General features: G+C 61.7%; 17 protein-coding genes and 3 tRNA genes. 14 read left to right on the top strand and 6 right to left on the bottom strand.

Annotated features, from left to right (window positions below):
* Positions 1 to 7: 7 nt before the first annotated feature.
* The 10 genes from MWN76_RS13890 (at position 8) to pgsA (ending at position 10,121) form a co-directional block, all read left to right on the top strand.
* The gene (locus tag MWN76_RS13890; protein ID WP_250462092.1) at positions 8 to 628 is read left to right on the top strand and encodes a MotA/TolQ/ExbB proton channel family protein; all 621 of its coding nucleotides are present in this window, start codon (positions 8 to 10) and stop codon (positions 626 to 628) included.
* Positions 629 to 642: 14 nt separating this feature from the next.
* Positions 643 to 1,062: an ExbD/TolR family protein gene (locus MWN76_RS13895; protein ID WP_250462094.1), complete on the top strand. Its 420-nt coding sequence runs from the start codon at positions 643 to 645 to the stop codon at positions 1,060 to 1,062.
* A gap of 149 nt (positions 1,063 to 1,211) precedes the next feature.
* On the top strand, positions 1,212 to 3,041 hold the full coding sequence (gene msbA, locus MWN76_RS13900; RefSeq protein ID WP_250462096.1) for a lipid A export permease/ATP-binding protein MsbA: 1,830 nt from the start codon (positions 1,212 to 1,214) through the stop codon (positions 3,039 to 3,041).
* Between the two features lie 9 nt (positions 3,042 to 3,050).
* Entirely contained in the window at positions 3,051 to 4,082 is a 1,032-nt protein-coding gene (gene lpxK / locus MWN76_RS13905) for a tetraacyldisaccharide 4'-kinase (protein ID WP_250462098.1), read from the top strand.
* Positions 4,075 to 4,845: a 3-deoxy-manno-octulosonate cytidylyltransferase gene (kdsB, locus tag MWN76_RS13910; protein ID WP_250462099.1), complete on the top strand. Its 771-nt coding sequence runs from the start codon at positions 4,075 to 4,077 to the stop codon at positions 4,843 to 4,845. Before lpxK ends, kdsB begins: the two co-directional genes overlap by 8 nt.
* Positions 4,838 to 5,854 carry a UDP-N-acetylmuramate dehydrogenase gene (gene murB, locus MWN76_RS13915; protein WP_250462102.1) on the top strand — a complete coding sequence of 339 codons (1,017 nt, stop codon included), beginning with the start codon at positions 4,838 to 4,840 and terminating at the stop codon, positions 5,852 to 5,854. The genes kdsB and murB overlap by 8 nt, the downstream gene beginning before the upstream one ends.
* Positions 5,855 to 5,861: 7 nt before the next feature.
* The gene (locus MWN76_RS13920; RefSeq protein WP_250462104.1) at positions 5,862 to 6,494 is read left to right on the top strand and encodes an alpha-ketoglutarate-dependent dioxygenase AlkB family protein; all 633 of its coding nucleotides are present in this window, start codon (positions 5,862 to 5,864) and stop codon (positions 6,492 to 6,494) included.
* A gap of 349 nt (positions 6,495 to 6,843) precedes the next feature.
* Positions 6,844 to 7,497: a UvrY/SirA/GacA family response regulator transcription factor gene (gene uvrY / locus MWN76_RS13925; protein WP_250462105.1), complete on the top strand. Its 654-nt coding sequence runs from the start codon at positions 6,844 to 6,846 to the stop codon at positions 7,495 to 7,497.
* Between the two features lie 91 nt (positions 7,498 to 7,588).
* Positions 7,589 to 9,403, top strand: coding sequence for an excinuclease ABC subunit UvrC (gene uvrC / locus MWN76_RS13930; RefSeq protein WP_250462106.1), 1,815 nt, complete (start codon positions 7,589 to 7,591; stop codon positions 9,401 to 9,403).
* 148 nt (positions 9,404 to 9,551) lie between these two features.
* Positions 9,552 to 10,121: a CDP-diacylglycerol--glycerol-3-phosphate 3-phosphatidyltransferase gene (gene pgsA / locus MWN76_RS13935; protein ID WP_250462108.1), complete on the top strand. Its 570-nt coding sequence runs from the start codon at positions 9,552 to 9,554 to the stop codon at positions 10,119 to 10,121.
* Between the two features lie 78 nt (positions 10,122 to 10,199).
* Here the strand turns inward: pgsA and MWN76_RS13940 are convergent, their stop codons facing one another.
* The 6 genes from MWN76_RS13940 to MWN76_RS13965 form a co-directional block, all read right to left on the bottom strand.
* Entirely contained in the window at positions 10,200 to 10,397 is a 198-nt protein-coding gene (locus MWN76_RS13940; protein ID WP_250462110.1) for a hypothetical protein, read from the bottom strand.
* A gap of 215 nt (positions 10,398 to 10,612) precedes the next feature.
* Positions 10,613 to 10,699: transfer RNA gene (locus MWN76_RS13945), tRNA-Leu, on the bottom strand.
* A 94-nt stretch (positions 10,700 to 10,793) separates the two neighbouring features.
* Positions 10,794 to 10,867 (bottom strand) — tRNA-Cys (locus tag MWN76_RS13950).
* A 607-nt stretch (positions 10,868 to 11,474) separates the two neighbouring features.
* Positions 11,475 to 12,698, bottom strand: a complete 1,224-nt coding sequence (locus MWN76_RS13955; RefSeq protein ID WP_250462111.1) for a hypothetical protein — start codon at positions 12,696 to 12,698, stop codon at positions 11,475 to 11,477.
* Positions 12,699 to 12,895: 197 nt separating this feature from the next.
* Positions 12,896 to 12,972, bottom strand: a tRNA-Pro gene (locus MWN76_RS13960).
* Positions 12,973 to 13,140: 168 nt separating this feature from the next.
* On the bottom strand, positions 13,141 to 13,980 hold the full coding sequence (locus tag MWN76_RS13965) for an acyl-CoA thioesterase (protein WP_250462112.1): 840 nt from the start codon (positions 13,978 to 13,980) through the stop codon (positions 13,141 to 13,143).
* Between the two features lie 328 nt (positions 13,981 to 14,308).
* On the opposite strand from MWN76_RS13965, the gene MWN76_RS13970 reads away from it, so the two are divergent.
* The 4 genes from MWN76_RS13970 (at position 14,309) to MWN76_RS13985 (ending at position 20,393) form a co-directional block, all read left to right on the top strand.
* The gene (locus tag MWN76_RS13970) at positions 14,309 to 14,989 is read left to right on the top strand and encodes a TetR/AcrR family transcriptional regulator (RefSeq protein ID WP_250462114.1); all 681 of its coding nucleotides are present in this window, start codon (positions 14,309 to 14,311) and stop codon (positions 14,987 to 14,989) included.
* Complete coding sequence (locus MWN76_RS13975; protein ID WP_250462116.1) at positions 14,982 to 15,524, top strand: DUF1285 domain-containing protein; 543 nt, start codon at positions 14,982 to 14,984, stop codon at positions 15,522 to 15,524. Before MWN76_RS13970 ends, MWN76_RS13975 begins: the two co-directional genes overlap by 8 nt.
* Before the next feature lie 354 nt (positions 15,525 to 15,878).
* Positions 15,879 to 17,549 (top strand): serine/threonine protein kinase, encoded by a 1,671-nt coding sequence (locus tag MWN76_RS13980; protein WP_250462118.1) that lies wholly within the window; start codon positions 15,879 to 15,881, stop codon positions 17,547 to 17,549.
* Positions 17,550 to 17,666: 117 nt separating this feature from the next.
* Positions 17,667 to 20,393, top strand: a complete 2,727-nt coding sequence (locus MWN76_RS13985) for a TonB-dependent receptor domain-containing protein (RefSeq protein WP_250462120.1) — start codon at positions 17,667 to 17,669, stop codon at positions 20,391 to 20,393.
* Positions 20,394 to 20,539 lie beyond the last annotated feature (146 nt).

A 20,539-nucleotide genomic window follows, 5' to 3' on the forward strand; every position in this document is an offset into this window, starting at 1 on the left:
TAGAAACGTGTTAGAGATAATAAAATCCGGCGGCTGGCTGATGCTGCCGATCCTGCTTTGTTCTGTCGCCGTTATCGCCATCTGCATCGAGCGCCTGTGGACCCTGAATCCGCGCCGCATCGCGCCGCGCACGCTGCTGGGCGAAGTCTGGAACTGGCTTAAAAACAACCAGATCGACGGCGAGAAAATCAAGGAACTGCGCGATTCCTCCCACCTGGGCCGCATTTTTGCCGCCGGCCTGTCCAACTCGCGCCACGGTCGCGACGTCATGAAGGACAGCATCGAAGAGGCCGCCAGCCAGGTGATCCACGAACTGGAACGCTTTCTCGGCGCGCTGGGCACCATTGCCGCGGTGGCGCCGTTGATTGGCCTGCTGGGCACCGTTGTCGGCATGATCCAGGTGTTCACCGCCATCATGCTCGAGGGCACCGGCAACGCCGGCGTGCTGGCGGGCGGCATCAGCCAGGCGCTGATCACCACGGCCGCGGGCCTGACCGTGGCGATCCCGGCCCTGCTGGCGCACCGCTACTTCCAGCGCCGGTTGGACGGTATCGTCGTCACCATGGAGCAGGAGGCGGTGAAGCTGGTAGACGCGTTGCACAGTGACCGCCGTATCGAAGCGGCCTGAGCGGAGAGCGTAAGATGCAATTTCGCCGCCAGGCCAAAGAGCAGGACGGGGTCAACCTGACGCCGCTGATCGATGTGGTGTTCCTGCTGCTGATCTTTTTTATGGTCTCCACCACCTTCACCAAGGAGAGCCACCTGAAGCTGAACTTGCCGGAAGCGGCGGGGCCCGAGGCGCAGGAGGAACCGCGCGCGGTGGAGGTGTTGATCAACGCGGACGGCTCCTATTCCGTGGACGGCCGCGCCCTGATCAACAAAAAACTGACTACCCTGAAATCGGCGCTGTCGGAAGTTTCCGCAGGCGAGTACAATCGCCCCCTGGTCATTACCGCCGACGCCACTGCCCAACACCAGGCTGTGGTGCGCGCCATGGATGCCGCCGGGCAGCTGGGGTTCGTCAACCTCAGCATTACCACGCGGCAGCCGGAAGAAAACTAACCGCTTGCGATGCCCGCACGGTTCCCCTGGCAACCGTAGGATGGGCAAAGGAGCGAAGCGACGTGCCCATCGCGGTATGCCCGGTGGACACTCTGCGCTTGGCCCGTCCTGCCGCCGGTTTTGCAGGGTGGGCACAGATATGAATTTGTATGGATAGAGTCGATACGCCCCCGAGCAAACCGCAGCGCGGGGCGAAAACCTACCGCCGCCTGCTTTCCTACGCCCTGCCACACTGGCCGATCTTCGCCCTCGCGGTGTTCGGTTTCCTGTTGTTCTCGGTCATGGGCGTCAGCCTGATTGCGGTGACCGAGCTGCTGCTCGACACCGTCGGCTCGGGTATCCAGGAAAGCCGCGGTTTTCTCGCCAAGTATGTGGCCGCCTGGTTCCCCGGCGGGGTCATGCCGCAGGAGACCGCGCGCTGGCTGATACCGCTGGCGATGCTGGTGATCATCGTCCTGCGCGCCTGCGGCAATTTTATCGGCAGTTACGGTCTCGCCTATGTGGCGCGCTCGGTGATTCACAGCCTGCGCACGGAACTGTTTGCGAAAATCGGCCAGTTGCCCAGCGCCTATTTCGATCGCTACACCGGCGCCTACCTGATTTCCAAGGTGTCCTACAATATCGAGCAGGTCACCAACTCCATCACCAAGGCGGTAAGGACCCTGATCCGGGAATCCTTTACCACCATCGGGCTGCTGGTTTACCTGCTGCTGGTCAACTGGAAACTCACACTGACGTTTTTCGTGTTTGCGCCCATTATCGCTTTTATTGTCCGTACCGTGGGCAAGCGATTCCGCAAGCTGAGCCACCGTATCCAGAACACCATGGGCGATGTTACCCATGTGACCCAGGAGGCGATCAACGGCTACCAGGTGGTGCGCATGTACGGCGGGCAGAAGTACGAGAACGATCGCTTCCGCTCCGCCAGCGACAACAACCGCCAGCAGTTCATGAAACTGGTGGTCGCGAACAACGGCAGTGTTTCCGTGATCCAGATCCTGGTGGGGCTCTCCACCGCCACCATCGTCTGGCTGGCGCTGGCGCCGGGCATGGTGGAGTCGATGACCGCCGGTGTCTTCGCCGCCTATATCGGTGCCGCCGCCTCGCTGGCCAAACCGGTGCGCAGCCTGTCGGAAGTGTTTGCCGATATCCAGAAAGGTATCGCCGCGGCGGAGAGTATTTTCGAGGTGTTCGACGCCCCCGGCGAACCGGAGGGCGGCACTGCCGAGTTGCCGCAGCCGGTGCGCGGCGCGGTGACTTTCGAGAACCTGGGTTTCCGCTACGACGAGTCGGCACCGGCGGTGCTGTCGGATATCAACTTCGCGGTGGAGCCGGGGCAGACGGTGGCCCTGGTGGGCGCCTCCGGTTCCGGCAAGAGTACGCTGGTGAGCCTGCTGGCGCGCTTCTACGAGCCGACCGGCGGCCGTATCCTGCTCGACGGCGTGGATATCGGCGAGGTTTCACTGTTGTCGCTGCGCCACCAGATCAGCATGGTGTCGCAGAACATCGTGTTGTTTAACGATACCGTCTACCGCAATATCGCCTACGGTGAGCTGGAAGAGTCCACGCCGGAGCAGGTGCGGCGGGCCATCGAGCTGGCCCATGCCGGCGATTTCGTCGGCGAGTTGCCAAACGGCCTGGACACGGTGCTCGGCGACAATGCGCAGATGCTGTCGGGCGGCCAGCGCCAGCGGCTGGCGATTGCGCGGGCGCTGTTGAAGGACGCCCCGATACTGATTCTTGACGAGGCCACTTCGGCGCTGGACAACGAATCCGAACGCGCCATCCAGGCCGCGCTGACCGAGGTGATGAAAAACCGCACCACTTTCGTGATCGCCCACCGCCTCAGCACCATCGAGAGCGCCGACCGCATCCTGGTGATGGAGCAGGGCAGTATTATCGAGAGTGGCAACCACACCGAGCTGCTCGAACAGGGCGGCCGCTACGCGACTCTGTTACAACAGCAAACCACGGGATAGGCCGTCGCGATGTCACTGGAAGACTGGTTCAACCGCCGCTGGTACCCCGAGGGGCACAGGCGATCCTCGCTGCCACTGCTGGCCCCCTTGTCGTCGCTGTACCGCTGGGTCAGTGGCCGGCGCCGCCGACAGAGCCGGGAGAATCCGCCGGCGCCGCTGCCGGTGCCGGTGATTGTTATCGGCAATATCACGGTCGGCGGTGCCGGCAAGACCCCGCTGGTCGCGGAGCTGGCGCGCTGGCTCCGGGAGCGCGGGATGAACCCCGGTATCGTCAGCCGCGGTTACGGCGGCCGCGCCAGGCATTATCCCTACCAGGTTACCGCCCAGTCCCACCCGCTGGAATCCGGTGACGAGCCGCTGATGCTGCACCTGATTACCGGCCTGCCGGTGATGGTGTCACCGGACCGCAGCGAGGCGGCGCGGGCGCTGATCGACTATCACAACTGTGACGTGATCATCTCCGACGACGGGCTCCAGCACTACGCACTCTGGCGCAGCCTGGAAATCTGCGTGGTCGATGGCCACCGCGGCCTGGGCAATGGCCGCATGCTGCCGCGGGGCCCGCTGCGGGAACCGGCGGAACGCCTCGACAGTGTCGACCTGGTGGTCGTCAACGGCGAGCCGCAACCGCAGGTGCGGGAGCAGTGCGGCGATCGCCTGGAATTCACCATGACCCTGGAACCGTCCAGCTGGCACCAGTTCAACCTGGACCAGACCTCGACGGTGAAGCTGGAGTCGGGGCCGGAGCCTGGCCCCTGTCACGGCGTCGCGGCCATCGGCAATCCCCAGCGTTTCTTCCGCGAACTGCGGCAGCTCGGCTTCGAGGTGACGGAGCAGGCCTATGCCGACCACCACCAGTACTGCCAGCAGGAGCTGCAGTTCGACGGCGAGACACCGGTGATCATGACCATGAAAGACGCGGTCAAGTGCCGCGATTTCTGGCAGGGCCACTGGTGGGCGCTGGAAGTGCGCGCCAAGCTGCCGGACCTGTTTTACCAGAGTGTCCATCAACATCTGCACAAGTCATCCGAACATGCCTGAAACCACAAGCTTCGATGTGATCATCCCCGCCCGCTATGCCTCCAGCCGCCTGCCGGGCAAGCCGCTGGCGGATATCGGCGGCCGGCCGATGGTGCAGCGCGTCTACGAGCGCGCGCGCCAGAGCAGTGCCGAGCGGGTGATCGTGGCCACCGACGATATGCGTGTGGCCGAGGCGGTTGGCGCTTTCGGCGGCGAGGTGTGCATGACCTCCGCCGAGCACGCCTCCGGTACCGACCGGTTGCAGGAGGTGGCCGCCAACCTGGGGCTGGCCGCCGATCGTATCCTGGTCAATGTGCAGGGCGACGAGCCGCTGATTCCGCCGGCGGTCATCGACCAGGTGGCCGGCAACCTGGCCGCGACACCGGCCGCGGGGGTGGCCACGCTGGCGGAGCCGATCCGCAACTTGGCGGATTTCCGCAACCCGAATATCGTCAAGGTGGTGGCGGCGGAGTCCGGCCTGGCCCGCTACTTTTCCCGCGCCCCGATCCCCTGGCCGCGGGACGCCTTTGCCGCGGAGCTGGATTCCCTGCCCGCGGGGCTGGAACCCCGCCGGCATATCGGTATCTATGCTTACCGGGTGGCGCTGCTGGACCGCTTCGTCGGCTGGCCGGTGGCGCCGCTGGAACAGTTTGAATCACTGGAGCAGCTGCGCTTCCTCTACCACGACGAGCACATCCACGTGGCGGATGCCACTGAAGAGGTGCCGGGCGGCGTGGATACCGAGGCCGACCTGCATCGCATGCGCGAGTTGTTGAATGATTGAAACCCATGTCGACCTGCAGCCACTCAATACCCTCGCCATTGCGGCGCGGGCCGAGTTCTTTGCGCGGGTGGAAAACCTCGAGCAGCTGCGCGAGGCACTGCAGTTTGCGCGGAACAGGAAACTGCCAATCCTGCCGCTGGGCGGCGGCAGCAATATCGTACTGACCGGCCATTACCCCGGCCTGGTAATTCACCAGGACATGCGCGGCCTGGAACTGGAGCGGCTCGGCGGCGCCACGCAGCTGACCGCGGCGGCCGGCGAGAACTGGCACCGCCTCGTCATGCACACCGTCGAGCGGGATCTCGGCGGGCTGGAAAACCTGGCCCTGATTCCCGGACGCATCGGCGCCGCGCCGATCCAGAATATCGGCGCCTACGGCGTGGAGCTGCGCGATACCTTCCACGATCTGCAGGCGGTGCATATCCCCACCGGCGAGCTGCGCGAATTCTCCGCGGACGACTGTCGTTTCGGCTACCGCGACAGCGTGTTCAAGGGGGCGGCGCGGGACCAGTACATCATCACCCGTGTGCGCCTGCGGCTGCCGGACGACTGGCGTGCGCGGGTGGACTATCCGGCGCTGAAACAGTACCTGGACGAGCATCACGAGGGGGCGGGGGGCCTGACCCCGGCGGAAATTGCCCGGGCGGTGATCGCGGTGCGCAACAGCAAACTGCCGGACCCGCAGCAGATCCCCAATGCCGGCAGCTTTTTCAAGAACCCGCTGGTGGATGCGGAAACCTACCGCAGGCTCAAGGGCGAGCACCCGGAACTGGTGGCATTCGCGGTCGGCGACAACTGGAAACTGGCCGCCGGCTGGTTGATAGACCGCGCCGGCTGGCGTGGCCGCCGCTGCGACGGGGTGGGGGTGCACGATCGCCAGGCGCTGGTGCTGGTCAACCCCGGCCGCGGCACCGGTGCCCAGGTCACCGGTCTGGCGCGGCAGATCGCCGACGATATCCGCACCAGGTTTGGTGTGGAGCTGGAGCCGGAACCGCGCTACTACCCGTGACCGGGCCATGAACGAAAGCACCTTCACCGATAGCGCCACCGCGCTGGCCGCACCCTTTCCCCGGGCCGAGTGGCCGGATCTGTCCCCCGGCCGTGCACTGCTGGTGCCCGCTTGGCTGACGGCGGAGGAATCCCGTGCGTTGCTGCGCGACTGCCTCGACCGGCTCCCCTGGGAGACTCCCAGAATCCGACTGTTCGGCAGGGAACACCCGATTCCGCGCCGCCACGCGTTTGTCGGCGATCCGGATGTGACCTATCGCTGGTCGGGCCTGGAGCAGCAGCCATCCCCCTGGACCCGGGCCCTGGAGACGCTGCGCCAGCGTTTGTCGGCATCGGGTTTTGAATTCAACTCCGCGCTGGTGAACCACTACCGCGGCGGCGCCGACAGTATGGGGTGGCACGCCGACAACGAGCGGGAGCTGGGCGACAATCCGGTCGTGGCAACCCTAAGCCTGGGGCAGGAACGCAAGCTCGCCTTCAAGCGGCGCGATGGGGAAGGGCGCCTGTCGCTGCCACTGCCGGATGGCTCGCTGTTGCTGACATCCGGTGCGGTGCAGTACCACTGGCTGCACCAGGTCGCCAAAAGCGCCCGCCAACTGGAGCAGAGGATCAGCCTAACTTTTCGTTATATATACCCCTGAAAGTCCACAATTTCTGTCTTGTTGGCCAGCTTTGCACATTGGGGTTTGTCTGGTATGTTCCTTCAAGGCTCTGTGGATGGATCTTGCGAGGTGTCACCTCGCGGGTCTGGATAGTGTAGGTTTCCGGAGGTCGTACCGGGATTTTTGTAGATTGCGTACAGGCGGCTGCAGCTGTAGCCGAAAAAATATACCCAATATGCAGAAATCGGGCTGATTTGCGACCCGGGGTGCGATATCCGGGCTCAGGCAATAACAAGAATTGCAGTTAACAGTGCAACGTAATAGCGCTGATGCGCGCGGTCCGGGAAACCGCGATGCAGCCACTGCATTATCCGTAGTTGGGGCAAATTTGATCAAAGTCTTAGTGGTGGACGATCACGACCTGGTGCGCATGGGTATTTCACGCATGCTGGGTGACGTCAGTGGTATGCAAGTCGTGGGTGAGGCCAACAGCGGCGAAGAGGCATTGGCCTTTGCGCGCCAGTCGGAAGTCGATGTCATCCTGATGGATGTCAAGATGCCGGGCATGGGAGGGCTGGAAGCGACGCGCAAATTGCTCGCTCGCTGCCCCCAGGTCAAGGTGGTCGCCGTCAGCGCGCTCGATGACGACCTCTTCCCGGGCCGCCTGATGCAGGCCGGCGCCAGCGGCTATGTCACCAAGGGTGCGGACCTGGAGGAGATGGTCAAGGCCATCCGTACCGTTGTGGCCGGCGATGTCTATATCAGCAGTTCCATGGCCACCAAGATGGCGTTGCGCAATGTCAGCGGCAAGACCGACAAGGCCTCCCCATTCGATGACCTTTCCGAGCGCGAGCTGCAGACGGCGGTGATGATCGTCAACGGCAGCAAGGTGGCGGAAATTGCCGACACCCTGTCGGTGAGTCCCAAGACGGTCAACAGCTATCGCTACCGTATCTTCGAGAAATTGGATATCCACAGCGATGTCGAACTGACGCTTTTGGCGGTAAAATACCAGCTTCTGGACCCCGAGGCCGCCTTGTAGGGGACCGGACCGCCGGGTGGGCAAAGCGCAGCGTGCCCATCACTTGCCTCTGATGGGCGCGCTGCGCTTTGCCCATCCCAGCAGTTTATCGATGTTCGACAGCAAGCGTTTCCTGCCCACCGTTACCCGAAAGCCCGGTGTCTACCAGATGTTTGACGCCGATGGCAGGATTCTCTATGTCGGCAAGGCCAAGAATCTCCGCAACCGTCTCTCGAGTTATTTCCGCGCTTCGGGCCTGACCGCCAAGACCATGGCGCTGGTGCAGCGCATCCACGAGATCGAGGTGACGGTCACCCGCAGCGAGACCGAGGCGCTGGTGCTGGAGCAGGGCCTGATCAAATCCCAGCGGCCGCCCTACAATGTCATGCTCAAGGATGACAAGGGGTATCCGTATATTTTCCTGTCCAGCCGCGATACCTTTCCGCGCATTGCATTCCACCGCGGTGCCAAGCGCAGGAAGGGGCAGTATTTCGGGCCTTTTCCCAATGCGTCCTCGGTGCGCGACAGCCTCAACTTCCTGCAGAAGACGTTCCGTATTCGCTCCTGTGAAGACAGCGTTTTCCGCAACCGCTCGCGGCCCTGCCTGCAGTACCAGATCCAGCGCTGCACCGCGCCCTGTGTCGACTTTATCAGCGAGGAGGATTACGGCCAGGATGTCCGCCACGCGGAGATGTTCCTGTCCGGCAAAAGCGACACCATCCTGCGCGAACTGGCGGACGAGATGGACCGGGCCTCAAAGGCGCTGGAATTCGAGCGGGCCGCCCACCTGCGCGACCAGATTTCGGCACTGCGCCGGCTGCAGGCGGACCAGGTGGCGGAGCGCTCCAGCGGCGATGTGGATGTGCTCGGTGTCGCCAGTATCGGCGGTTCCAGCTGTGTGCATATCCTGTTTATCCGCCAGGGGCGGATTCTCGGCAGCCGCAGTTATTTCCCCGACGAACGGCTGGGGTTGTCCAGTGCGGAACTGCTGTCGGCCTTCATTCCCCAGTTCTACCTCGGCAGCCAGCGCGAGGTGCCGCGGGAGATACTGACTTCCGAGCCCATCGACGATATGGCGGTGTTGCAGCAAGCGTTGAAGGAGCAGTGCGGGCGCGAGGTGTCTGTGGTCCACCGCCTGCGCGGCAACCGAGCCACCTGGGTCACCATGGCCCAGCAGGCCGCGGAGCAGAATCTGGGCAGCCGCACCGCTGCCCAACAGAAACTGCAGAACCGTTTCGAGGCCCTGCAGGAAGTACTGGAAATGGAGCAACTGCCGGAGCGCCTGGAGTGCTTCGATATCAGCCATTCCAGCGGCGAGGCGACGGTGGCCTCCTGCGTGGTCTTCGATACCGGCGGGCCGGTCAAGTCCGATTACCGGCGCTTCAATATCGAGAATATCCAGGCCGGCGACGACTACGCGGCCATGGGCCAGGCGCTGAAGCGCCGCTATACGCGGCTGTCGAGCGGTGAGGGCAAGTTTCCCAATATCCTGCTGATCGACGGCGGCAAGGGGCAGGTGCGCCAGGCGGTGGAGAGCCTGAACGAGCTGGGCGTGGTCGGTGTGCAGATCATCGGTGTCGCCAAGGGGACGACACGCAAGGCGGGCTTCGAAGTGTTGCACGTGGTATCCAGCAACAGGGAGCTGGTACTGGCTGCGGACTCCCCGGCGCTGCACCTGATTCAGCAGGTGCGCGACGAGGCGCACCGCTTCGCGATCACCGGCCACCGCCAGCGGCGCGACAAGAAGCGCCGCGAATCGCCGTTGGAGGGGATTGCCGGCGTCGGCCCGGCCCGCCGGCGCGCGCTACTGCGCCATTTCGGTGGCCTGCAGGAAATCCGGCGCGCATCGGTGGACGACCTGGCCGGTGTGGAAGGGGTCAGCCGCAAGTTGGCACAGGATATCTATTCGACGCTGCACAGCGAATAGTTTCCTGCCGGCAGCGAGCCTGACCCGTCGGCGCGTCCGGGAACGGCTGTTTCGCGCCGTTTCAATGTTTCATTTTTCCCGGTAGCTTGCTAAGTTACGCCCAGATGTAGGAGCCTGCACGCAGGCGAAAAAAGGACCCGCACTCCGCATGACACTAGCCAATCAATTGACCCTCCTCCGAGTCGCGCTGATCCCTGTATTCGTGCTGGTCTTCTACCTTCCCTACCAATGGAGCTACATGGCCTCCGCGATCATTTTCGCGGCGGCCGCCGCCACCGACTGGCTGGATGGCTACCTGGCGCGCAAACTCAACCAGAGCACACCGTTCGGCGCCTTTCTCGATCCCGTTGCCGACAAACTGATGGTGGCCACCGCGCTGGTGCTGTTGGTGGGGCTGCACAAGAGCGCCTGGTTTACCATCGCTGCGGCCGTCATCATCGGCCGTGAAATTGCCGTGTCGGCACTGCGGGAATGGATGGCGGAACTGGGCAAGCGCGGCAGCGTGGCCGTCTCCTACATCGGCAAAATCAAAACCACCGCGCAGATAGCGGCAATCATCGTGTTGCTGGCGTTCGATGTGCGGGAGTATCCACTGATGGAAACCGTCGGCTATATTCTGCTTTATATCGCCGCGGCATTGACCCTGTGGAGCATGGTGATGTACCTGCGCGCCGCCTGGCCCACGCTGATGGGTGAAGAGGGCAGCGGCAAGTCCTGAAGTCGATGGCGGGCGCTGGGGAATTGCGGCGCTGCCGGTTCCCCGCTGATTTCTGGAAAGACGCCGGCCGGCTGCGCCTCAGAGAGTATCCTCAATCCGCAGTGGATACATTTTCCCTTCGCAATACTCCGCGGCGCAGCGAAACAGTTGTTCGCCGTTGTCAAAGTTTTCCCTCAGTTGGCGGATAAGCGCTTTTGCCGCAATGTCATCCCCGACATCAATCGGCTTGTGACTCTCGCTGCCGCACTTCAGGCACGCCCAGGTGATAGTCGCCATAGTTTCCCACTCCGGTTCCCACGCATTCCGGTTACAGCTGCAGGGGCTGATATTTCGAGTATAGGAGCCGGGGGCGCTGCCTAAAAAATATCCGGCAGTAGGATCTTCATGCGCTGGGCCGGGTGAGCTGCGAGCCATTGATTAACAGTCAATGCGTCTTTAATGCAGTGAGGACGTGTCAAATGCGGGCAGGGAATGGATCGGGTTTGGAATGGTGGTGCCCGGGGCCGGACTTGAACCGGCACGGCCGTAAGGCCGGGAGATTTTAAGTCTCCTGTGTCTACCGATTCCACCACCCGGGCAGGGAGGTGAGCGGGGCCATTCTGGATGAGCCCGGTGCCGGGCTTGGCCTCGCTGGTCGTCGACTTCACAGGGGCAAGCCGGCGATGGGGAAAATGGAGGCTAGGGTCGGAATCGAACCGGCGTACACGGAGTTGCAGTCCGCTGCATAACCACTCTGCCACCTAGCCTTAACATCAAATTCAGAGCTTTCGCTCCGCCGGTTCGATGTCACCGGCACTTTATCTTCCGTATCATGCGGAAGTGAAAACGCCGCGGAGTTTAGCGGATTGGAACGAAAAATCCCAGCGTTTTCTTATACTTACGTACCCCGAGGCGTGTAAGAAGGCGCTATTCTAGGGGCTCGCCGGGATTAGTCAAGCGTTGTGAGGTTCGCCGTTGCGAGTTGTTGGTGAGGGGTACCTGTGTGGCCAGGTCGTGATCAATAAAAGTGCAGGGTGCGGTCGCTTGTTCGATGGCGCTGTTTTTTTGTACAGACGAAGGCAACTAATAACTTTTTGCTTTAGTTGGGCTCAAACTATTTCCAATTGTTCTAAATTTCCGCTGGTGGCCGGCTGGAAATCTCCCGGGCGTGTTCGATACTTCTCTGTAACTGGCTAACACATCTCCCCCAAGCGTGTTTAGTAATGCCGGTAGGGCGCTCCGCTAAGGTACTCGCCCGCTGTGTAGTAAGGATGAAATCCTCCAAGTTTCACTCCTAATGGTCTTGGCCCTGACGCTCTCCCCCCCCCGTCGTCAGGGCTTTTTTTTGCCTGTCTGCTTTGTGCGCGCTCCCGGTCAGCCGGGTTCGTCGCCGAGGTTGTCCCTGTCCAGGGCTTTTACCGGACCGCCGGCGGCTTGCTCGGCCAGCCGGCGAAACTTGGCCAGTGTGACCTCTCCCCGGTCTTCCGCAAGGCCGCGGGCCACATTGTCGATATTGGCCTTGCCGCCACTGGCATCCCGGATCTCCTCGTCGACCTGCCGCATGATGCCCACGGCGCGCGCGGTGATGGGGCCGGAGGAGCGGCGTTCGAACAGGTTCGGTGCCTCGCGGCCCCATTCGGCCAGTTCATCCATGGCCTGGTCGTAGCGCCGCTGGCTGATGCCGCCGGAACGGCGCAGTGTCTCCAGGGAGTAGAACTCGGCGATACCCTCCACGATCCAGTCGCTCTCGTCATCGCCGTGGATGCCGGTGGCCACGTGCACCAGCTCGTGGATCATGCTGCTGGTGCGGTTGCCGCTGATCAGGGGGCGGTCGGCGTGCATGAACAGGGAGCGGGTACCGGACAGGCCGCCGCGCCACATCGGGTCGCCGGCGCTGACCACCAGCAACTGGTCCGGGAAATCGGGGAAGACTTTCTTGAGTTCCGGCAGGTTCCAGCCCAGGAAGGCGAGGGTGTCCTGGCGGTGTATATCTTCACCCAGCGGTGCGGCGATCTTCGCATCGACGTCGGCGATGAAATCCTGGCGGCTGCCGATACGCCCGACGATCATCCAGCCCTTGGGGCGGACAAAGCGGCGGCCGGGATCTTTCAGCCGGTAGTGGTGGTCCTGTCCCAGCTCCGCATAGGGCAGGGCGGAAGACCAGCCCTCCGGCAGCTCCAGGTGAAGCTCGGCTTCCGAGCGCAGTCCCCGCTCTGCCGTCACCGATATGGGCGGGATCAGCTTGTCGCTGCGCAGGATGGCCCAGTCGTCGGTGATGCGGGAGTCGTAGCTTCCGCTGCCTTTTTGCTCGTCGATCTCAAACAGGTAGCTGAGGCTGGCGCTAGGGGCCGAGGGTTGCCAGATGGCCCGGTCGCCATCGAGCTCCAGTGGCTGTTCGCTTTCCAGTTGGGTGTAGCGGCCGGACGACAGGTTGAGATCCAGTTCGCTGGGGAGGGTGTCGCCCTCCAGGCGGATTTCGACCCGGGCCTTGCCGGTATCCGGGTCGATCGCCGCGCGGTAGAGGAGGTCATAGGTCTCGGCGGCAGCCGTCAGGGGCAGCGCCAGGGTCAGCAGGGCAGTGAAAACCAATCGCAACATAGAAACGCCGTATCCGATTTGTTGAATTCGTTGGACAGCGCGAAATCCTAAGGGTGCCCCGAGTGTCGATTCAAGCTCGAGCGCGGCGGATGGTCCGGTTTGGGATGGAGTCTGCGAAAATGTGGTGGAGCGGGATCAATTCAGGCGGCTGCTTGAGCCCGGGAATGTCTGAATTATAAAGAGGGCAGATAAGAAAATGGTCGGTGAGAGAGGATTCGAACCTCCGACCCCTTCCTCCCGAAGGAAGTGCGCTACCAGGCTGCGCTACTCACCGACTTGTGTGCTTCTCGTCGAAAGCGGGGCGCATTATAACAGTGAATTTCCCTCTGTAAACCACTGATTTACATGAAGAAGCAGAAAATTTGCCGCGGCCGTGTGCGGGGGCCGGAATATCGGTGCCGGGCCCCGTGGTTGCTTGCATCGACGCCCGCGGCAAATATCTTCAGATTTTGCGGATCAGGCCTTCCTGGGTTGTGGAAGCCACCAGTACGCCGTCCCGGGTAAAGACCTGTCCGCGGCAGTAGCCGCGTGCGCCACTGGCCGAGGGGCTGTCGGTCACGTACAGCAGCCATTCGTCGGCGCGGAAGTCGCGGTGGAACCACATGGCGTGATCCAGGCTCGCCGGCATGATATGCGGGTCGAACAGGGAGGTCGGGTGCGGTTGCAGGCTGGTGCCCAGCAGCCCCATGTCCGAGGCGTAGGAGAGAGCGCAGCGGTGTTCCACCGGATCGTCGCCCAGCTCACCTTCCACACGCAGCCACATCATGCTGTGGGGCGGGTGCACCTTGTTGTCGTAGTGGCTCTCCGGATCCACCGGGCGAAAATCCACCATGTAGCGGCGCTGGTCGTGCTGTGGCGTGTTGAGGCCGGCCTCCTCGGCCAACTGCTGGGTGCTCTTGAGGCTCTCCGGCGCCGGGATGTCGCCGGTGGGCCTATCGCACTGGTGGTCGAAGCCCGGTTCCCGGATCTGGAAGGAGGCGGACATATTGAAGATGGCGCGGCCGCGCTGCTTGGCCACTACGCGGCGGGTGGTGAAGCTGCCGCCATCGCGGATCGGGTCCACGTCGTAGATCACCGGCATTTCGCTGCTGCCGGGGCGCAGGAAGTAGGCGTGCAGGGAGTGTGGCAACCGGTCTTCGACGGTGCGGGTGGCGGCCATCAGCGCCTGCCCCAGCACCTGGCCGCCGAACAGGATCTTGCGGTAGTTCTCCACGTGCTGCCGGCTGCGGAACAGATTGCTGTCGAGTTCCTCGACATCCAGAAGTTTGCTCAACTTGTCCATATTAAAGGTTACTGCCTGTCACTACAGAATGAGTATGTTCTATCGCGGCGGGACCTGCCGCATGCGAGCGCGGATGATATCAGTCACGGCGCCGCCGGGCATTGTCCGGACGCCTGTAGCGGGGTGATACAAGCCGCCAGCGGGGCGCCGGAGTCCGCGAGCGGGGCAGATGATCCCCCAGATTGGGCAGCTGTGGCCGGAAAACACGCATCAGACCGCTCATCCACTTTCCCAAGTTGGACGAATTGCCTATCATTCATGAATGAATAGTCAATTTCAGTCTCCCAATCCCGGGCAGGCAAACAGACGGGCAGAGAAGGTCGGAAGTATGGACAAGGCAAAAGAGAAGGTGCAGCGCTTCCGCGCGCGCGAGCAGCGGATCCTGGATGCCGCTCTGGAGCTGCTGCTGGAGCACGGTGAGGAGAAGGTCACCGTAGAGCAGATCGCCGAGCGCGTGGATATCGGCAAAGGGACTATCTACAAGCACTTCATCTCCAAAACAGAGATTTACATGCGCCTGTTGATGGACTATGAGAAGTCCCTGACCGAGCGCCTGAAAACCGCAGTGGCCGCCGCCGAACAGGGCGATATCACCGCGCCGGCGCGGGCCTACTTCGAGTCGCGGATGGCCGATCCGTCCAAGGACCGGCTCTTCCAGCGCCTGGAGGAGAAGATCATCGCGTTGAATCTGGCGCCGGAGATGATCCAGGAGCTGCACGCCATCCGCAACTCCAATGCCTCCGCCCTGAACCGGGTCTTCGAGCGGCGCATGGAGCAGGGCGTATTGAAGAAGGTCCCGGCCTATTTCTATTACTCCACCTACTGGGCCCTGGTGCAGGGCGCTGTAGAGCTCTACCACTCCCGCTCCTTCGCCGATGTCATAGAGGATCGGGAGGGTCTGATGGAGTTCATCATGGACGTCGGTGTTCATATCGGCGATGTCTCCGGCCGCAGATCCCAGGATGAGGGCAGGCCGGGCGGCGAAAGTGCGGGGCCCTCCTTTGGCTGAGCCGCTGTTTGAACAGTTGCAGAAACTGCAGCGTGAATTCCGTGGCCACCCGCCGGTAAAGCAGTGGTCACCGAATTTCTGTGGCGATATGGACCTGGTGATCCAGCGCGACGGCCGCTGGATCCACGAAGGGACGCAAATCCGCCGCCAGCCGCTGGTGAACCTGTTTGCCAGTATCCTGCGGCGCGAGGGTGACGATTATTTTCTGGTCACTCCGGTGGAAAAGTGGCGTATTCGCGTCGAAGATGTACCCTTTATCGCCACCCAGGTGGCCCGCAACGAACAGGCCGGCGACCAGCCGCTGTTGTTCACCACCAACACCGGTGACGTGGTGCCCCTGGACGATGAGCGCGACTGGCAACTCAGGCCCTTTGGCGAGCCGCCGCGGCAGGTTCCCTACCTGGAAGTCCGGGCCGGTCTGTATGCCCGTATTTCCCGGGATGTCTTTTACCAGTTAGTGGACTGGGCCGAGGACCGCGATGGCCAGCTCTGGATCCGCAGCGCCGGCCAGTCTTTCCTGCTCGGTGAGTACTGAAGCCGGGCAGCATCCGATCATTTCCTTTCAACTGCAGTAGTCGGGCAGGGCGATGCAATAATCGCCACCTTGCCTGCTGCTTGATCGTTTCCTGAAACATGTTTGCAATAAATATGTAACTTCTGCATCCAGGCAGCGAGGTATTGCAAGTTTTTCGGAAAAACGATCCTCAAGTAACAATTTCGCAATATTCCCTTCCTACACTCCCTCGCGTCCGAATCGCTCAGGCGAACAAAACAAGCACGGTTTCAGGGACGCTGAAAATCGGTTTTCAGAACATTCAGGACGCACAGCTGAATCATAAAAAACGGGTTTTCATTGGCCCCAAATTGCAAACTTCCGTTAGGGGGAATTATGAAGCGAGTAAACAACAAGCTGCTGCTGGCAGCTGCGATCGCCGCATTGCTGGCCGGTTGTGATAGTGGTGGTATCAATATCGAACCGGAGACCAACGACAACTCCACTGACAACTCCACTGACAACGGTGGTGGCGACAACACCAATAACCCCTGCGCCACCCTCGAAAGCTCCGGTCTGCAGGGCTCTTACAACGGCACCAACTGCACCTACTCTGAAGATTTCGTATCCTCCAGCAATCCGCTGACGGAAGACCTGTACATCCCGGCCCTGCCCGAGGGCGGCGCCCATATCTTCTCCGGCAGCCTGTTTGTCGGCGAGACTTTCGACAGTGACGCGGCCCTGGCCGAAGCCGGTATCGCCGAGGGCGGTGACGGCGTGAAGCTGGAAGTCCAGGCCGGCGCCACTGTGGCCTTTACCAACAACTCCGCCTTTATGGTCATCAACCGCGGCTCGCAGTTGTTTGCCCGTGGTACTGAATCTGCGCCCATCACCTTTACCTCCCAGTCCGATGTGCTCGGCACCGTGGGCCCGGAAGACGTATCCCAGTGGGGTGGCATGGTGATCAACGGTTTCGGTGTCACCAACAAGTGTTCCTACACCGGCTCTGTGTCCGCTGGAGACCTGGCGCTGGATGGCGAATGCCACCTTCTGTCCGAAGGCTCCGTCGGCGATGATGAGTCCAACTACGGTGGCAACAACAACGCCGACAGCTCCGGTGAAATGACCTACGTACGCGTCAAGCACACCGGTGCCGAGGTGGCCAGTGGTGATGAGCTGAACGGCATTGCGTTCAATGCTGTGGGCAGTGGCACCACCGTGCGCAACCTGGAAGCCTACTCCACTTACGACGATGGTATCGAGTTCTTCGGCGGTGCGGTCAGCATCGAGAACTACGTGGCGCTGTATGTGCGCGACGACTCCATTGATATCGACGAGGGCTGGCAGGGTTCCATCACCAATGCCCTGGTTATTCAGAGTGAGGCTGATGGCAACCACTGTATCGAGTCCGATGGTATTGGCAACTATGACAAAATCGATGCTGCTGCTCGGTCGAGCGTCATTTCGAAGGGGATAAACAGCCGTCCGGTGATCGACGGCCTGACCTGTATCATTTCCCCTCAGGGCGGCGGTACCCATGATCCGGGTGCTGGCTGGCGCTTCCGGGAAGGTATATTCCCGATGGTTAGTAATTCCATGATCGTTGCCTCTTTCGCTGCGGATACAACTAAGCTGGACTCAGACGGTGAGCCCGCACTGGATAACTACTGTCTGCGTGTAGAGAGCGATGAAACCTTGACAGAAGCGGAGTCTGGCACTGACGTGGCTATCACTTCCAATATCTTCGCCTGTGAAGAAAAAACCAAAGGCGGACCGGTTGGAGCGGATACTTTGGAGCAGTGGGCTGTGAACAGCGGTAACCAGTTTGCCCCCATCTCCGGTGCTGTCGACCCTACAGCAAATGCCAATACCGATCTTCAATTGCTTGGCGGTATCCCCGCTATCTTCACTGAAGATCCGCAGTTGATTCAAGATGCAGCTCCGACTGTTACTCCGGTGGGGCGCGCATACCTGGGCGCCCTGGATATCAACGGTTCCGACTGGACCCAAGGCTGGACCTACGGCCTGCACGAAGGCGGCCGCGCCAAGCCGCTGTGGTTCGAGTAAGTCGTAGACGGGTTGGGGGGCTTGGCCCCTGATCTGCAGGGCGCCGCTTCGCAACGGGAGCCGGCGCCCTGTTTGCTTCTACCACAGCAGTGATCAGAACAATACGAGGCCTGGGTAATGGTTAAGAAAGAAAATTTTCAGAGAGCGCCGCTGGTACTGGCTATCGCCGCGGCCTCCACATTGACACCCCAAGTCTGGGCGCAGGCGGAGACGGACGATCTCTCCGCTCCGCCGGCCCAGCAGATTGAAGAAGTCATGGTGCAGGGGCGCCTGCGCGATTCTGCCGAAATGCTGATTTCCGAGCGACTGGACGATGAAGTGGTCACCGATGTGCTCGGCTCCGAAATGATCGGCCGTGTCGGCGACTCCACCGTGGCCGCGGCGCTGCGCCGGGTTTCCGGCCTGTCACTGGTCAACGATAAATTCGTCTATGTCCGCGGCCTGGGTGAGCGCTATTCCAGCACCACCCTGAACGGCGCCACGGTGCCGTCGCCGGACCTGACCCGCAACGTGATTCCGCTGGATATCTTCCCGACCTCGGTGGTGGATTCCCTCGCGGTACAGAAAAGTTACTCGGCAGACCAGGCCGCGACCTTTGGTGGCGGCAATGTCGATATCCGCACCAAGACGATCCCGGATGCGCTGACTTATTTCGTTGAGCTGGGAACGGGTTTCAACACCGAGACCGGCGGCGACGCGCTGAGCTACAACGGCGGCGATGACGACGACTTCGGCACCGACGACGGTACCCGGGCGATGCCCGGCGAGATCGCCGCTGCCATGCAGCGCTTCAGGGGCGACCTGAGTGTCGAGAATATCCGCGATACGCTGATCAGCGAGGGGCAGGACTTTGCCTCCGCACAGGAAGCGCTGGCGGCGGCGCAGACGCTGAACCGCGAGCTGGCCCTGAACCTGAACCGCGATATCGCGGTGGAAAAGGAATCCGTGCGTCCGGATACCGATGTGAAAGGCAGTGTCGGCAACCGTTTTTACTTCGGCGACAACTGGGAACTGGGTTTCCTCGCCGGTGCTTCCTACAAGAGTGAGTGGGCCGAGAGCGAGCGCATCCAGCGCAGTTATGGCTCGCCCGACGAACGTACGGATACCAAGAACGAATCCACCTACTCGGTGAACCTCAGCGGCAACCTGAACCTGGGCCTGCGCTACGGCGACGAACACAGCCTGTCCGCCACCAGCCTGTTCCTGCGCAATACCGACGACGAGACGTCGATCAGCGACTATTTCAACGAAAACCGCGAGATCTCCGATGGCCGCGGTTTCCGTGAGTATGCGCTGAAATACGAAGAGCGCGAGATGACGGTCAACCAGGTCCGGGGCAGCCACTCTGTCGGCCCGCAGACCAAGGCGCTGGTCCCCGGCGGTATGCTGGACTGGGTGCCGGAAGACCTGACGGTCGACTGGTTCTATTCCGACTCCGAGGCCACCACCGATATTCCCAACCAGGTGAGCGTCTTCGCGGACACGGTGACCGATACCGGCACCGGCGAGACCATCAGCTCCACGGTCAGCACCGGCTCCCGCAGCGCGGATTTCCGTTTCACCGAGCTGCAGGATGAGGTGCGCAACTACGGTTGGTCCGCAACCCTGCCGCTGCAGTTCTCCACTTCCTTCCTGGAACTGAGTGGCGGTTTTGCGCGCACGGAAAAAGGTCGCAGCTACAAGGAAACACAGCTGCGCCTGGACGCCTTCGAGGTGACCGATGATGCACCGATGGGGGCGCCGCTGGATGAGGTATTCGGCGATGACAACATTACCAATACCGACAACAACTTTGTCTTCGATCGCGCCGGTGGCAACAAGCAGAGCTATATTGCCGCAACGCTGACCGATGCGGTCTTCGGTAAAGTGGACTGGACCTTCCGGGAAACCTGGCGCGTCTCCGCCGGTGCCCGTTGGGAGGACTACAACCAGGTGGCGCTGGAGTGGAACCCCTACAGCTATTCCGTGGATGACCCCCAGATCACCGACGACCCGGAAGAGCTTCTGGATGCGACCTATGTACAGGACGATGTCTATCCGTCCCTGTCCCTGACCTACATGGGCTCACTGTGGGCGGAGACCTTCCAGTTGCGTTTCGGTGCCAGTAAAACCGCCGTGCGCCCGGACCTGCGCGAAATCACCGATGCGATCTACATCGATCCCATCACCGATGAGCAGATCAAGGGCAACCCGGATGCACGCCCGTCGGAAATCTCCAACTTCGATGTGCGCGCCGAATGGTTCTTCGACAACGGCGACAACCTGACACTGTCCGCCTACTACAAAGACATCACCGATCCGATCGAATTTTTCGAATTGGGCTCCAGTGATACCAACGTGGCCCGCGAAATCATCAACGCCGAATCCGGCGAGATTACCGGGCTCGAGATCGAGGGTCTGAAGACCCTGGGCTTTATGGGCGAGACCATGGACAGCTTCTTCGTCCAGGGCAATATCACCCTGCAGGACTCGGAACTGGTGGCCGGTGTCGAGGCCGATGCCCCGACCAACCCGGTGCGCGAAATGACCGGTGCCTCGGAGTATGTGGTCAACATGCTGGTGGGTTTCGACTCCCCGGATGGCAACCACTCGGCCACGCTGGGCTATAACGTGTTCGGCGAGCGCCTCTACCTGGCCGGTCGCAACGGTGCCCCGGATGCGTTCGAGCAACCGTTCCACTCCCTGGACCTGACTTACTCCTGGTACCCGACCCAGGAAGTCACGGTCAAGGCGAAAGTGCAGAACCTGCTGGATGAATCCGTTGATATCGAGCGGCAGGGGGTCACCGTGTTTGAGGAAGCGCCGGGCTCCTCCTTCTCCCTGAGTGCACAATACCAATTCTAGATTTCTGAATTCGGAAGTTCGAACGAAGAAACAGGGATGCTTAAACCGGGTGCTGGCAGCAGTGTCCGGTTTTTTATTTGTAAAGTAGGTTGCCATTCTGGCTTTCCAGGAGGGCTGCGGCCTGACAAGCCTGGTGGCGCCGACGT

It is taken from the genome of Microbulbifer litoralis, from assembly GCF_023634065.1.
Classification (GTDB): Bacteria; Pseudomonadota; Gammaproteobacteria; order Pseudomonadales; family Cellvibrionaceae; genus Microbulbifer; species Microbulbifer litoralis.